The following is a 13,443-nucleotide window of genomic DNA, read 5'->3' as shown; positions in this document are numbered from 1 at the left end:
GACCCCGTACGCCCCATGGAGCCCCTCCGGCGATTGAGGAGCGGGGCGCGGGGCGGAGCCCCGCATCAAGCCCCTCCGGCGATTGAGGAGCGGGTCCGGGGCGGAGCCTCGTGTTCAGGCAGCCCTCGTCCGGAGCGTCGTGTCACGTCAGCGGAGCGACCACGGTCGAGGTGTCACAGGCCCCCGGGCCGACGCGCACCGCCAGCGAGGTCACCGATGACGGTGTCCGGAAACCGTGGGCCGTGGACGGGGCCCTCGCGCTGCGCGAAGTCACCCGGCTTTCGCTGAGTTTCGACCATCGGGTGTGCGACGGCGCGGTGGCAGGGGGCTTCCTGCGCTACGTCGCCGACTGCGTCGAACGCCCGGCGACGCTTCCGGCCGACGTCCGGTCCGGCTCCTTCGACAGTTCCTCCAGGCAGTCCAGCAACACCCGCCGCTCACCCGCCGGCACCCCCGGCCCGTACGGGTCGCACGCCGCCGACTCCGGAAGCAGCCCCTCCCACACCGCCGCCCACAGCATCCGCTGCACATATCCCTCGATCGGCGCCAGGAACGTCGCCTCCGCGAACCGGTCCAGGCGGCCCGACGCGCGTACGAAACCCGCGTGGTCGCCCGCCCGCCAGGCGTCCAGTACCGCGCTCGTCAGGCCGACCCGCGCCGCCGCGATGCCCACCAGTGCCGTGTCCGCGCCCCACATCAGGGACGGGCCGAACATCCGGTCCTCGCCGGTGATCACCAGCTTTCCGCTCTCCTCGGCCGCGCGGATCGCGTCCTGGCACGCCATCGCCCGGTCCAGGGTGGCGAGTTTGATTCCCGCGGCCGACGGCAGGGCCAGCAGCCGGCGGATCAGCGCCGGCGGATACGGATAGCCGCCCGCCTCGCCGTGCAGGAAGAAGCCGAGCACGGGCAGCCCGCTCTCCGTGGCCACGCTCTCGTGCAGCCGTACCGCCTCGTCGTCGTCCCCGTCGAGCTGCGCGAGCGGATAGACCATGACCGCGTCGGCACCGCCCTCCGCCGCATGCACGGCCATGGCCATCGTGGCGGACACGGCCTCCCGCAGGGTCGTCGCGCGGACCGATCGTGGCACCCCCACGCCTGCCACGACCGGCCCTTCGACCGCGTCCCGCCAGATGCTCAGCACCTGTTGACGGTCGGGTTCAGAGAGATGAAGACCGCGGCCCGTATGGGCCCATACGGCAACGCCGCCGATCCGCTCGGCCGCGATCCGCTCCGCGTATCCGCGCAGCGCGTCCAGGTCCACGACTCCCCGGGGATCCATGGGAGTGGCCACCGCGGGCAGTACGGCACCGCGCAGCCTGCGCACCAGGTTCTCCGTCGCAGACATGAGCGATCTCTCCCGTCTGTTGCGGTCGTTGTCGACACGCTAGCCTTTACGGCCCGGACCGTAAAGGAAAGGCCAGCGAGAATGCCCAAGCGCCCCATGCGTCTCGGCCTGTACGTCAATCTCTACGCGGACAAGGCCGATCGGCCCCGGCTCGCCGACGCGGTGGAGCAGGTGGTCCTGGCCGAACAGGCAGGATTCGACTGGGTGGTGCTCGGCGAACGGCATCTGCACCGGCCCGGGTACCACGAGGCGCTCACCTCGCTGGCGTACCTCGCCGCGCACACCGAGCGGATCGGACTCGCGACGGCCGGGCTGATCGCGCCCGTCTACCAGCCGGTGTGGCTGGCCGAAACCCTCGCGCACATCGACGTGCTGTCGGGAGGGCGGCTCACGGCGGGATTCGTGCTGGGCTACCGGCCAGAGGAGTTCACGCTGTACGGCACCCAGCCGGGCGAGCGCGTGTCGCGTTTCGAGGAGTGCCTGGAGCTTGTCACCCGGCTGTGGACGCAGGACGAGGTCACCCACCACGGCCGCTGGACCTCGGTGGACGAAGCCTTCCTGTCGCCCCGTCCGGTGCAGTCCCCGCGCCCGCGGATCTGGAACGGCGGGCGGGTGCCGGCGGCGCTGGAGCGTACGGCCCGGATGTGCGACGGCTGGACGACCTCCTTCAACGAACTCGACTCCGAACTCCCGGGAAAGATCGCGGAGTACCGCTCCTACCCGCGCGGCGCGGCGAGTCTGGGCGCAGAGGTCATCGTCTGCCGCGAGGGCTACGCCGCGCCTTCTTCGCAGCAGGCCCGCTCCGCCCTTGAGGGCCCGCTGCGCGGTCTGTACGACGCCTACGGCGACTGGAAGCGCACCTCCGCCGATGCCGCGCGCTACGCGCAGCAGTGGGACGACATCGAGGCGCGCTCCGTGATCGGCTCGGTGGACCAGTGCGTCCAGCGTCTGGGGGCGTACGGCGAGATGGGCGCCGACGGCGTGGTGCTGCGGATCCAGCCGCCCGGCATGCCGCAGAAGGATGCGCTGAGCGCGATCGAGGCGTTCGGGGCCGAGGTGCTGCCGCGTCTCAACGGCTGAAGGGGCGCTGCCGGAAAGCCCGCTGGACGAGGAGCGCGGCGCGGGCGATGTCCGCCATGGCCGCGTCGTCGGCCATCAGCATCGGCTGGCGCACCCAGACGACCGTGTCCTCGGCCGCCTCCGCGACAGGACACGGACTCATCCGCGCGGTGTACGCGGCGAGCGAGGCCTCGTGGGTCAGCGAGCGGTATCCGGCCTCCAGCGGAACGCCCTCGGCGGTCATGGCGGCCAGGAACGCTCCTTTGGGGTGTCCGCCGAATGCCCGCGGGTCGTAGCGCAGCGGGGCGAGGTGCCAGGTGTGCCGGGTGGTACCGGCCGGGGCGGGAACCGGGTCAAGGCCCTCCACCTCGTCCAGCGCGCGGCCGAGTGCGGCCGCCCGTGCCCCGCGATGCTCCAACTGGCCGTCCAGCAGCCCCAGCTGGGGATGGAGCAGCGCGGCCTGGAACTCCGTCATCCGCAGATTCCAGCCGAGCTCCGGGTGCTCGTACCAGCCGCCCTCGATCCGGCGCCCGACGTTGTGCAGCGACCAGAGCCGCTCGTACACCTCCCGCTCGTCGGTCACCACGATGCCGCCCTCGCCCGCCGTCATCGCCTTGCCGGACTGGAAGCTGAAGCAGGCGGCGTCCCCGAGGGCGCCCGCCGGACGCTCATGCCGACGCGCACCGTGCGCCTGGGCGGCGTCCTCCACGACGGCGAGGCCGTGGCGCTCCGCGACCTCGCCGAGCGCTTCCATGTCGGCGGGCGCGCCCGCCAGATGCACCGGCATGACGGCCTTGGTGCGCGGCCCGGCCAGCCGGTCCGCGGCTTCCGGGTCGAGGTGCAGCGTGGCCGTCACATCGGCGAAGACCGGGGTTGCCCCGGCGAGTACGACCGCGGTCGCGCCGGCCACGAACGTATAGGCGGGCACGATCACTTCGTCCCCCGGCCGCACACCGAGAGCGCGCAGCGCAAGGAAGAGCGCCACCGTCCCGTTCACGGTGCAGACGCCGTGCGCGGCGCCGACACTGCGGGCGAAGGCCGCCGCGAAGGACTCCGTCTCGCTGCCCGCGGTCGCTCCCCACTGTCCGCTCTCCAGCACCCGCAGCAGCCGCTCGCGCTGCTCCTCGTCGGCCGGCGGCGGCCACTGCGGCCACCCTTTCGTGCGTACGGGCGTCATGTCAGGCCCTTCAGCAGGCGGTCCATGGTGCCGTGCAGAATCTGCGACCGGTCGGCCTCGCCGAGGTCGGCGAGCAGTACGCGCCCGAGTCCGAGCCGCAGATCGAGGAAGACGGCGTCGGAGCCGAAGGCGATGCGCTCGGCCCCGGTCTCGGCCACCAGCCGCAGAAGATGGCGGGCCGTCATCCGGGAGCCGCAGGTCTCCAGAACGAGATTGGGACAGCGGGCCGCGGCTTCGGCTGCGGGGGCGAAGCCGCTGGTCCACAGGCCCGAGTGGCCCATCAGAATCGGCAGTTCCGGGTAGCGGGGAGCCACGGCGGCGAAGCGCACCGGGTCGGAGAAGGCGGATACGTGCTGGCTGTGCGCGAGTACGATGCGGCCGCGCTCTGCGGCGATGTCGAAGGCCGGGGCATAGGCGGGGTGGTCGAGCGGGAGTTCATGGACTTCGGGGTGGAGTTTGACCCCGATGACGCCGGGCGCGTCCATCAGGTCGCGCAGCCGGGCCGGGGCCTCGGGATCATGCGGGTTGAAGACGGCGTAACCGAGGAGGCGTCCGGGATGCTGGGCGAGCTCGGTGAGCAGCAGGGCGTTTCCGGCGCGGGCGTCGGGGCCCACGGCGAGCAGATGGGAGACACAGGCGATGGCGACGCCGCACCCGTCCATGACGCCGACGAGGCTGCGGGCGGAGCCGTCCGGGATGGCGAAGTCGGACCAGCGCCCGAGATGGCCGTGGGCGTCGATGACGGTCCGGTCGTCGGTGGCGGTCCCGTCGTCGGTGGCGGTCCGGTCGTCGGTGACGGTCCGGTCGTCGGTGACGGTCCGGTCGTCGGTGACAGTCAAGGGTCTTCGCCCTCGCCGAGCAGCCGCAGGGCGTTGCCGCCCGCGATCAGGGCCGTGTCGGCGTCCGGCAGCGCCAGGTTGTCCAACTGGTAGCGGGGTCCGGCGTCGTCGGTGACGGGCGCCCCCGTGCCGAACAGGACGCGGCGGGCTCCGTACCGTCCGGCGAACCACTCGACCTGCAGATGTCCGGCGAGCGTCGAGGTGTCCACGTACAACTCCACGTGCGCGTCCATGAGTTCGGCGAGCTCGCGCAGGCTGCGGTAGCCGGTGCCGGTGAGGATGATCCGCAGGGTGGGCAGGGCGCTCGCCAGTTGACCGACCTCGGCGGCGGTCACGGTCTCCCAGCCGAGCAGGACCGTGGTGCGCGTCTTCGCGAGCGCGGCGGCGAGTGCGAGGGCGTGCCCGCCGGTGAGGGACCAGCGGTGTTCGCCGGGGCACAGGCGCACCAGCCCGGCGCCGCCCTGCCACTGTGGGGTGCCGAGCGGCCCGGGAATCAGCACCGGCACCGGCCGCAGCCGTACGCCATCGGCCTCCTCGACGGCCGTGAGCGACTCGTTGCCGTCGCGCGGGTCGCCGTACACGGCATGCGTGTGGACCACGCAGGCGCTGTCGATGCGCAGCCGGTCGAGCTCGCCGACGAGCCCGGCCGGGTCCCGGCTCGCCACCTCGTCGTACGGCAGCGGGCCGAGCAGCCGGTTGACGTCGACGACGGTCATGTCTTGAGTCCGGTGGTGGCGATCGAGTCGGTCAGATACCGCTGCAGCAGTCCGAAGACGAGCAGACAGGGGATCACGGTGATGGTCGCCCCGGCCATGATCTGGTTGACCGCGACGTTCTCGCCTTCGAGGGTGGCGAGGCCGACGGTGAGCGTGCGCATCTCGGAGGACTGGCCGATGACGAGCGGCCACAGGAAGTCGTTCCAGTGCCAGAGGAAGACGAAGACGCCCAGGGTTGCCAGGACCGGCCGGATCAGCGGGATGACGACGGTGGTGTAGATGCGCCACTCCGAGGCGCCGTCGATCTTCGCGGCCTCGAAGAGTTCGTCGGGCAGCTGGTGGATGAACTGCCGCATGAGGAAGACGGCCTGGGAGTTGGCGAGCGTAGGCACGATCATTCCCCAGTACGTGTCGACGCCGCCCAGCTCCGAGACGAGGATGTAGTACGGGATGAGGGTGGCCTGGAACGGCACCATCAGGGTCGCCAGGAACGACCAGAAGAGCACCTCGCGGCCCGGGAACCGCTTCTTCGCGAACGCGTATCCGGCCATGGACGAGAACAGCAGGATGAGCGCGACGGAGACCACCGAGTAGATCAGTGAGTTGAACGCCCAGCGCATGATGTCCGCGCCGGCGAGGACGTCGGAGAAGTTCTGCCAGGTGGCCCGGGTCAGGTCGAACGCGCCCGGCAGCGTCTGTCCGCCGGGCGGCGCGAAGGCGACGAGCACCATCACCACGAAGGGGATGACGGTCACGAGCGCCACCAGGACCAGCAGGACGGGCAGTCGCAGCCGTGCCATCAGTCCGCCTCCCTTCCGATGAGCCGTCGCTGGATGAGCGAGAAGATCAGTACGACCAGGAAGAGCACCAGGCCGATCGCGCTCGCGTAGCCGAAGTCGAAGAACTTGAAGCCGGAGTCGTAGAGGAAGTAGACGAGCGAGTAGCTGGAGCGCACGGGTCCGCCGGCCGTCATCACATACATCTGGTCGAAGACCTGGAAGGACCCGATGGCCTCGATGACGAGGACGAAGAACAGCACCGGCCGCAGCAGCGGAAGGGTCACCCAGCGAAACCGCTGCCAGCCGTTCGCCCCGTCGATGGTGGCCGCCTCGATGACGTGCTGCGGGATCGACTGGAGTCCGGCCAGCAGGATCAGCATCGAGTAGCCGAAGCCCTTCCACGCGGAGGTGACGGCGATGGAGGGCAGGACGAGGTGCTCGTTGCCGAGGAAGTCGACGGGACCCAGGGAGATGGCTCCGAGGGCGGAGTTGAGCAGGCCGTCCTGCACCTCGTAGATCCACTTCCAGATGACGGCGGCCAGCACGATGCTGGTGACGTACGGCAGGAAGAACACCCCGCGGAAGAACCCCCGCGCCCAGACGGTGCGGTGCAGCAGCAGGGCCGTGCCCAGGGAGAGCACAACGGTCAACGGCACGAAGAACGCGGTGTACAGGGCGGTGACGCCGAGGCTGGACCAGAACAGGTCGTCGTCGAGGAGACGGCTGTAGTTCTCGGCCCCGATGAACCGCCATTCGCCGTTCAGCCGGTAGTCGGTGAGCGAGAGGAACGCGGCGCCGAGGGTCGGTCCGAAGCGGAAGACGATGAACAGCAGCAGCATCGGAGCCACGAAGAGGAGCCCGACGCGGGCCTCGCGCCTTCGTACGGCCCTGCTGAAGGAACTCCTGCCGGGCGAGGCCTTTTGGGGAGGGGCCTCGCCCGGGGAGGGTTTGGTCAGAGACGTCTGACTCAACGCTGCCGCGCCAGGAGGTCGTCGGCCTGCTCGGCCGCCGCGTCGAGTGCTTCCTTGGGGCTCTTCTTGCCGGTCAGCGCGGCCTGGATCTCGGGCGCGATCAGTGACATCAGCTGGCGTGCGGTGGGGTTGGGCTCACCGGGGTAGGCGTTGGCGAGCGCCTCCTGGAACTCCTTGGCGTGCGGGGCGTCGCTCGGCACGGTGACGTCCGTGCGCGGGGAGAGGAAGCCGCTCGCCTTGCCCATGCTCTGGAGCTGTTCCGGCTTCGTCATGAAGGCGAGGAACTTCTCAGCCCCGGAGACGTTCTTGGACTTGGCGTTGATGCCGAGCCCGCCGGGGATGCCGAAGGTGACCTGCTTGGCCCCGGTGAGCGGGGGGCCGACGACGACGTTCTCCGCGCCCCAGGCCTGGGCCGCGGTCGCGGCGTCCGCCGGGGTGTTGGAGAAGCCCATCGCCGCCTGCTGCTTGCCGAGCGCCTGGTCGGCGACGACGTTGGCGTTGGTCAGGGCGGACTTGGGGATGGCGCCGGATTTGTACAGGTCGGTGACGAAGGTGAGGGCCGCGACGCCCTCGGGCCCGTTGAAGGCGACCTTCTTGCCGCCGTCGGCGAAGACCTTGCCGCCCGCCTGCCAGAGCAGGGGGTAGAAGTTGAGGTTCTGGGTCGCTTCGTTGCCGGCGGAGTAGTCGAGGGCCGCGGCGCCCGCCTGCTTCAGTTTGGGCGCGGCAGCCTTGATCTCGTCCCAGGTGGCCGGGGGCTTGGTGATGCCCGCCTGGTCCAGCAGCTTCTTGTTGTAGAGCGTGGTGGTGACGGTGTGGTAGATCGGCGCCGCGTAGACCTTGCCGTCCTGCTTCATGGCTTCGAGGGCGGCGGGGAGGAACTTGTCCTCGGTGCCCTTGAGCGCCCCGTCGACCGGCCTGATGGCTCCATTCCTCAGATACTGCGGGATCTGGTCGGGGCCGAGCAGCACGACGTCCGGGCCCTTGCCGCTGCTGAACGCGGTGGCGAGCTTCTCGTCGCGGTTCTCCCACGGCTGCTGCTCGACGGTGAGCTGCACGCCGGGCTCGGCCTTTTCGAAGTCCTTCTCGATCTGGGTCCAGTAGGCGGAGTTGGCCTTGGGGTCGGCGATCACCGGATACATCCAGACGGTGACCTTCTTCGACCCCGAGCTGCTGTCGCCGCCGCACCCGGTGATCAGGGCGGCGAGCGTGAACAGCGCGAGTGGTGCGGCGGCGCGCTTGAAGCCTGTCTTCATGGGGGCCTCCGGAAGGCCTGAGAAGGGGAGCCAGAGCCCGGCTAGTTTCGGCCTGGGCCGAAACTAGCCGGGCGGTTTTGGCATGTCAATGCCTTGATGACGGGGGGTCAATGTGGCGAGGTCAGGACGGGGTTCGGGCCGGGAGATCAGGTGGGGCGGCCGGGGCGGGAGTTCAGTGCCGGGGATCGACGACGAACAGCTCGGCGACACGGTTGAAGTACAGCCGCCCGTCCTGATGTCCTGTCAGCCGCCGGTGCGGGTACGCGACGATCAGCACCGGGTCGCGGTGCGGGGCGAACGGATCGATGCGGTAGATCAGCCCGCCGTCCACACTCACGTACAGCTTCGAGCGCGATACGACTATCGAGCCGCCGGTGCTCCTGGTGCCCAGCTCATAGCGGTGAACGACGCGCTGGCTCTGCCGGTCGACGGCGAAGAGCGTGTGCCCGGCGAGCCCCCACAGCCTCCGGTCGGGGCCGATGGCCAGCGCGCTGACCGTCCCCTCCGTGCTGACCGGCTCGAACTCCCAGAGCTTCTCGCCCAGGTCCACGTCCCAGGCGAAGACCGCGCCCGCCTTCCTCGTGGGCGGCGTGGTGCTGAGCCCGCCGGTCACGGACCCGCCGCCGTAGACCACGCCGTCGTACGCCGCGAGCGCGAAGAGGCTCTGGTCCTGGGAGACATTGCGGGTGAACTGCCACTCGCGCGACGACGGATCGTAGATGGCGAGCCCGCCGCCGAGCCTGTCGCCGGACGGGACTGTGCCCACGGCGATCTTCCCGTCCTCCGCCTCTGCGAGGCATTTGCTGCGGGCCTGCAGCTGTGATCCCAGGTTGAAGACCAGCTCGGGGTTGGGGGTGGTCCCCGGCGGTCCGCCGGGTGAGTACTCGGGGCTGTTCCAGGGCTTGTCGGGCCGGTAGCGGTAGAGCCTGGACTCGGGGTAGACGCCGAGCCAGACCGTGCCGTCCGAGGACTGGAGGATCGACTCGATCTGCGCGAAGCGGTGGAACGCGGAGGCCCCGGTGTCCGTACGAACCGTGCCCAGACCGCCGTTGAGGAACCCGCCGGCGTAGACGGTTCTGCGTCCGCCCGCGGCCACCGCCAGGATCTCTATGGGCTCCTTGCGGACCTTGGTCTCCAGGATCGCGTGCGCCCCGGTGGCCGGGTTGTAGCGGAACATCTCGCCGCGCCAGAGCGTGCCGACGACGCTGCGCCCGGGGTAGTCCGGGACGCCCAGCTCGGCCCAGCCGATGGACCGGGTGTTCTGCACCTTGCCGGTGAGGGTGAGGCCGGTGCCGGTGAGCTGTTTGGTGGCCGGGTCGTAGCGGCGCAGTTCACCCCGCTGGATGAGGTAGATGCCGCCGCCGGAGTCGGGCGGGGCGATCTTCAGGCCGTGCGCGTCGGGGATCTCATCGGTCCAGGCGCGCGCGGCGAGGTCGTAGACGAAGAGCGGACCCGGCAGGTCGGAGCCGATCCGCGCGTACAGCCGTCCGCCCAGAGCGTCCAGGTCGTACACGGCCTTGCCCTCTATGGTGCCGAGGCCGGGCGGCTTGGGGAGTTCGGTGACCGAGCCGGTCGCCGGCTCCAGCTCGGCGATGTGAGCGGCGGCGTACGAGCCGGAGTAGACCTTGCCGTCGGCGCAGGCGATGCTCCGTACGTACGTCTGACCCGCGACCACCTGTCCGAAGTTGGTGTACTCCTTGGTCGCCGGGTCGTAGCGGAAGACCCTTCCGCCGGGGAAAGTGCCGCCCCAGATCTTGCCGTCGGCGTCGGAGGTCAGCGACCAGATGAAGGTCTGCGCGGCGATCGGCAGGCCGAGGTCCTCTGCGACGTCGCCGGCGCCCTGCCGCCAGCGGTAGAGATGAGCGTTGCCGTAGGTCCCCGCGTACACCCCGTCGGGCGCGGCGGCGACGGCCCAGGAGCCGTCGGCTCCCGTGAGGGGCGCGCTGACCAGCTGTTCACCGGTGGCCGGGTCGATGGCGTTGAGGTAGGCGGGCTTGCCCGTCGACACGTTCCACAGGGCCGGTTTGCCACCCGGCCCCGGAGCGACCGTGCCGCCCAGAAGCAGGACGTCGGCGAGCGGTACACCCAGCGATACGGGGTCGCGCATCAGCGCCTCCTCGGCGGACGCGGTGCTCGGAACTGCTAACGACAGTACAGAGGCGGACAGTGCTGCGGTCGAGCCGGCGAGAAACGCTCGTCGCGTCGTCACAGGGGTAACACCTCCGAAAGGAACGGGAGTTACGGCACTAGCCGAAAGTGATACGCCACCCCCCGTGGGGCGTCAACGGCGCCGACCGAGCGGCTTCGGGACAGCACTCCAACGGGCCCACGTCATGGCCATTCAGCTCCATCGACCGGACGGCGGGCGCGCCCGGTGCCGGCGGCGAGGCGGGCCTGCGTGAGACTGATGGTGTGAGAAGTGAGAACACCCCCTTCGTGGGCGGGCCGCTGGACGGGCGCGTGCTGCCGGTTCTGGTCGGGCCGACCGGGCATCCTCCGAAGTGGTACGAGGTCCCTGTGCCGAACGACGACGGCACGCCGCCGACGGTGTACGCGTACCGGCGCGTCCCCGCGGGCCACACCAGGCGGCTCGGCCTGCGGCGCGGCTGGAAGTACGAGTTCGCCCCCGAGGGCGCGGAGCGACGCGCGCTGAAGTGGCCCTGGTCGAAGCCGAACGGCGCGCCATAAGATCGCGATGACCGTGTCGCCAGGGGGGATGCTCGCCGATGGAGCCGCTGCAGCAGGACGATCCGCGCCAGTTCGGCCCCTACGCCGCGCTGGCGCGCTTGTGGGAGTCGGCGAGCAGCGTCCGCTATCTGGCGCAGGGGCCCGACGGCACGACCGTGGTGGTCTCGGCCGCCCGGCCGGAGCTGGCCGCGGTGCCGGCGTTCCGGCGCCGCTTCCAGGCCGAGGCGCGGACCGCGGAACGGCTGGCCGGCGGGTGGGTGCCCGAGCCGCTCGGATCCGGCACGGACGAGGAACTGTGGACGGCGGGCGCGTACGTCCCGGCGCTGACGCTGCGTGAGGCGATCGCGCTGGCGGGCCCGCTGCCGGAGCGGGCGGTACGGATACTGGGCGCGGCGCTGGCGGAGACCCTCTCCCGGGTGCACGCCACGGGTGCGGTGTTGCACGGCCTGGCCCCCGACACGGTACTGCTGGCGGCGGACGGCCCGCGGCTCACGGCCTTCGGGGCGCTGGGCGCGGCGGCGGTGGCCCAGGCGGGGCCCGGCGGGCAGCTGTCCGTACAGCTCGGCTATCTGACCCCGGAGCAGGCCACGGGCGCGGAGCCGGGCCCGGCGTCCGACATCTTCGTCCTGGGCCTGCTTCTCGCGTACGCCGCGACGGGCACCACCCCGCTGGGCGACGCGGACCGCATCGCGCACGGCGAGCCGGAGCTGAGCGGGGTTCCGGCCGAGCTGCGCCCGCTGGTGGCGAGCTGCCTGTCCAAGCTCCCTCAGGACCGCCCGTCGGCGAGCACAACGGCAGCGGCCCTGGCCCTGGAGGGCGCGGCGGCACTGGCGAGGGACGGCTGGCTGCCACCGGGCCTGGTGAAGGCGGTGGAGTCTCAGGCGGAAGCGGTGGAGAGGCTGACCCTCGGCGTGGTCGCCCCGCAGGACGCGGCAGGCGCGGACGCCCAGTCGGCGAGCGCGGGCGTCCAGCCCGCGAGCGCGGGTGCCCGCCCTGTGAGCGCCGTCGCCGAACCCGTGAGAGCGGACGCCCCGTCCGTGAGCGCTGTCGCCCAACCCGTCAGCGCGGACGTCCAGCCCCTGGGCGTCGGTGCATCGCGCCACGTACCGGGCCCGCACCCGTTCGGTGGCAGCCTCCTCGTGCCGGCCGCGACGCCCGGTGACCGGGTGACCGCCGCCCTCGCGCTGCCCGCCGCGCGGAGCGCCCCGCCCATGCCGCCGGCCCTGCCCGTACCCGTGCACGCGCCGACGCCTTTCCCCGCTCCGGCCCCCGCACCCGCCGAGCCCGGCCGGCGGGCCCTGCTCGTAGGCATCGCCGCCGGGGTCGCCGGCATCGCCCTCGGCGCGGGTGGGGTGTACGCGCTCACTGACGGGAAATCAGAGGCCGCGCCCAAGGCCGCCCCCGCTCCCCGGCGCACCCGCGTCGCCGGAACGCCGCCGGAGCCCGCGTGGCGGTACGAGCAGCCCGGCGAGGAGGGCGACGCGCCGCCCAGTGCCACCGTCTGGCGCGACCGCGTGCTCGTGCTGACCGGCGGCGACCAGGCCGTCGGCGTGGACCTGCGCACCGGACGCCGGCTCTGGCAGCTGGGGGAGGCCGCATCGCTCTCCCGCGCCGTGCCCGTCGACGACGCCCTCTGTCTCGTCAACGGCCCCACCCACTTCCTGTGGATCTCCGCGCTGGACGGGCAGATCAGGCACCGGGTCGCCAAGACCACCCTCGCCGGTCCGGGCGAGACCCTGACCCTCGGAAGCGTCACCGGCTCGGAGGGCAGCACGCTCTGGATGACCGGCCAGGTCAAGAAGGGCGCCGCGCTCGCCACGTACTTCTTCGCGTACGACCTGATCGCGCGCAGGTGGCTGTGGCGCACCCCGGTCACAGCCGGCCTCCCCCCGCACATCCCCCGGTACGACCTGATCGCCGTCCGCCCCGCCGACATCGTGGTGCGGCAGGACGCGGCATCCCTCACCCCAGCGCAGCGCACCGCGTCCAAGGGCGCGTCCGTACTGCTCGCGTTCGACCGGAAGACGGGCAAGCTGCGCCAGTCGCTGGCGCTCCCCGGCGTGGTGCCCGCCGCCGCAGTCGTCGGCGATACGACGGGCGGGCTGTTCGCCGCGGCGGCGGGCGAGTTGCACGCGTTCACCAGCCGCACCGGCGCACGGCTGTGGCGGCTGGCCGCCGCCGCCCCGGCGGCCGGCCAGACCGGAGTCTTCCCCTTCGGCAAGGGGACCCTGCGCGGCCCGGTGCTGTACGTCGCCAACCGCTACCAGCAGGTGTGCGCGATCGACACCGCCACCGGCCGCCAGCAGTGGCGGCGCTCCACCGAGGCGCCCGTCTGGAACGGCGTCCCCGGCACCGCCCTCAGCGCGAGCGGCGGCACGGTGCTCGCGGGCGACGGCGCGCAGCTCACGGCGTTCGCCGCGCGTGACGGCAGGCGGCTGTGGAAATTCCAGGAAGCGGGCGTGAAGGACGTCCCGGGCGGCCCGCGCTATGTGCCTCTGCCGGGTGGCGGCGGCCGCAATCTCGTCGTCCAGCGCGAGCGGACCTTCTACGCGCTGCCGGTGGACTGACACGCCGGAGGCGACCCGCAGTCCGCCTCGACGAGTGACCGCATTGCGC

General features: G+C 71.6%; 11 protein-coding genes and 1 pseudogene. 4 read left to right on the top strand and 8 right to left on the bottom strand.

Annotated features, from left to right (window positions below; all coding sequences use genetic code 11):
• Nucleotides 1-224: 224 nt before the first annotated feature.
• Nucleotides 225-374 (top strand): annotated as a pseudogene (locus ACFYWY_RS03560) (2-oxo acid dehydrogenase subunit E2); the annotation flags it as partial.
• Here the strand turns inward: ACFYWY_RS03560 and ACFYWY_RS03555 are convergent.
• Entirely contained in the window at nt 338-1,345 is a 1,008-nt protein-coding gene (locus ACFYWY_RS03555) for a dihydrodipicolinate synthase family protein (protein WP_389179013.1), read from the bottom strand. The pseudogene ACFYWY_RS03560 and the gene ACFYWY_RS03555 sit on opposite strands and share 37 nt — an antisense overlap.
• 81 nt (nt 1,346-1,426) lie before the next feature.
• On the opposite strand from ACFYWY_RS03555, the gene ACFYWY_RS03550 reads away from it, so the two are divergent.
• Complete coding sequence (locus ACFYWY_RS03550) at nt 1,427-2,425, top strand: LLM class flavin-dependent oxidoreductase (RefSeq protein WP_389179010.1); 999 nt, start codon at nt 1,427-1,429, stop codon at nt 2,423-2,425.
• Here the strand turns inward: ACFYWY_RS03550 and ACFYWY_RS03545 are convergent.
• From ACFYWY_RS03545 to ACFYWY_RS03515, 7 genes are all read right to left on the bottom strand, one after another.
• The gene (locus ACFYWY_RS03545) at nt 2,415-3,581 is read right to left on the bottom strand and encodes a DegT/DnrJ/EryC1/StrS family aminotransferase (RefSeq protein ID WP_389179007.1); all 1,167 of its coding nucleotides are present in this window, start codon (nt 3,579-3,581) and stop codon (nt 2,415-2,417) included. The genes ACFYWY_RS03550 and ACFYWY_RS03545 overlap by 11 nt on opposite strands.
• Nucleotides 3,578-4,420: an amidohydrolase family protein gene (locus tag ACFYWY_RS03540; RefSeq protein WP_389179004.1), complete on the bottom strand. Its 843-nt coding sequence runs from the start codon at nt 4,418-4,420 to the stop codon at nt 3,578-3,580. Before ACFYWY_RS03540 ends, ACFYWY_RS03545 begins: the two co-directional genes overlap by 4 nt.
• Nucleotides 4,417-5,136 (bottom strand): amidohydrolase family protein, encoded by a 720-nt coding sequence (locus ACFYWY_RS03535; protein ID WP_389179001.1) that lies wholly within the window; start codon nt 5,134-5,136, stop codon nt 4,417-4,419. The genes ACFYWY_RS03540 and ACFYWY_RS03535 overlap by 4 nt, the downstream gene beginning before the upstream one ends.
• The gene (locus tag ACFYWY_RS03530; RefSeq protein WP_389178998.1) at nt 5,133-5,936 is read right to left on the bottom strand and encodes a carbohydrate ABC transporter permease; all 804 of its coding nucleotides are present in this window, start codon (nt 5,934-5,936) and stop codon (nt 5,133-5,135) included. The genes ACFYWY_RS03535 and ACFYWY_RS03530 overlap by 4 nt, the downstream gene beginning before the upstream one ends.
• Nucleotides 5,936-6,754 carry a carbohydrate ABC transporter permease gene (locus ACFYWY_RS03525; RefSeq protein WP_389178995.1) on the bottom strand — a complete coding sequence of 273 codons (819 nt, stop codon included), beginning with the start codon at nt 6,752-6,754 and terminating at the stop codon, nt 5,936-5,938. The genes ACFYWY_RS03530 and ACFYWY_RS03525 overlap by 1 nt, the downstream gene beginning before the upstream one ends.
• A 128-nt stretch (nt 6,755-6,882) precedes the next feature.
• Nucleotides 6,883-8,139 (bottom strand): ABC transporter substrate-binding protein, encoded by a 1,257-nt coding sequence (locus tag ACFYWY_RS03520; RefSeq protein ID WP_389178992.1) that lies wholly within the window; start codon nt 8,137-8,139, stop codon nt 6,883-6,885.
• Nucleotides 8,140-8,311: 172 nt separating this feature from the next.
• A complete protein-coding gene (locus tag ACFYWY_RS03515) occupies nt 8,312-10,348 on the bottom strand; it encodes a hypothetical protein (protein WP_389178989.1) in 2,037 nt (678 codons plus the stop codon).
• A 203-nt stretch (nt 10,349-10,551) separates the two neighbouring features.
• On the opposite strand from ACFYWY_RS03515, the gene ACFYWY_RS03510 reads away from it, so the two are divergent.
• Entirely contained in the window at nt 10,552-10,827 is a 276-nt protein-coding gene (locus ACFYWY_RS03510) for a hypothetical protein (RefSeq protein ID WP_389178986.1), read from the top strand.
• Between the two features lie 38 nt (nt 10,828-10,865).
• Nucleotides 10,866-13,394 carry a PQQ-binding-like beta-propeller repeat protein gene (locus ACFYWY_RS03505; protein WP_389178983.1) on the top strand — a complete coding sequence of 843 codons (2,529 nt, stop codon included), beginning with the start codon at nt 10,866-10,868 and terminating at the stop codon, nt 13,392-13,394.
• The last annotated feature ends 49 nt before the right edge of the window (nt 13,395-13,443 follow it).

The organism is Streptomyces sp. NPDC002870, from assembly GCF_042888505.1.
Taxonomy (GTDB): domain Bacteria; phylum Actinomycetota; class Actinomycetes; order Streptomycetales; family Streptomycetaceae; genus Streptomyces.
The sequence above is the reverse complement of the archived record's forward strand: the minus strand, read 5'-3'. Positions and strand labels throughout refer to the sequence as shown.

Bases quoted from the DNA above. Each gene is read 5' to 3' on its own strand.
- ACFYWY_RS03550 (WP_389179010.1), top strand. From the start codon at position 1,427: ATGCCCAAGCGCCCCATGCGTCTCGGCCTGTACGTCAATCTCTACGCG.
- ACFYWY_RS03530 (WP_389178998.1), bottom strand. From the start codon at position 5,936: ATGGCACGGCTGCGACTGCCCGTCCTGCTGGTCCTGGTGGCGCTCGTG.
- ACFYWY_RS03545 (WP_389179007.1), bottom strand. From the start codon at position 3,581: ATGACGCCCGTACGCACGAAAGGGTGGCCGCAGTGGCCGCCGCCGGCC.
- ACFYWY_RS03520 (WP_389178992.1), bottom strand. From the start codon at position 8,139: ATGAAGACAGGCTTCAAGCGCGCCGCCGCACCACTCGCGCTGTTCACG.
- ACFYWY_RS03535 (WP_389179001.1), bottom strand. From the start codon at position 5,136: ATGACCGTCGTCGACGTCAACCGGCTGCTCGGCCCGCTGCCGTACGAC.
- ACFYWY_RS03525 (WP_389178995.1), bottom strand. From the start codon at position 6,754: ATGCTGCTGCTGTTCATCGTCTTCCGCTTCGGACCGACCCTCGGCGCC.
- ACFYWY_RS03555 (WP_389179013.1), bottom strand. From the start codon at position 1,345: ATGTCTGCGACGGAGAACCTGGTGCGCAGGCTGCGCGGTGCCGTACTG.
- ACFYWY_RS03505 (WP_389178983.1), top strand. From the start codon at position 10,866: ATGGAGCCGCTGCAGCAGGACGATCCGCGCCAGTTCGGCCCCTACGCC.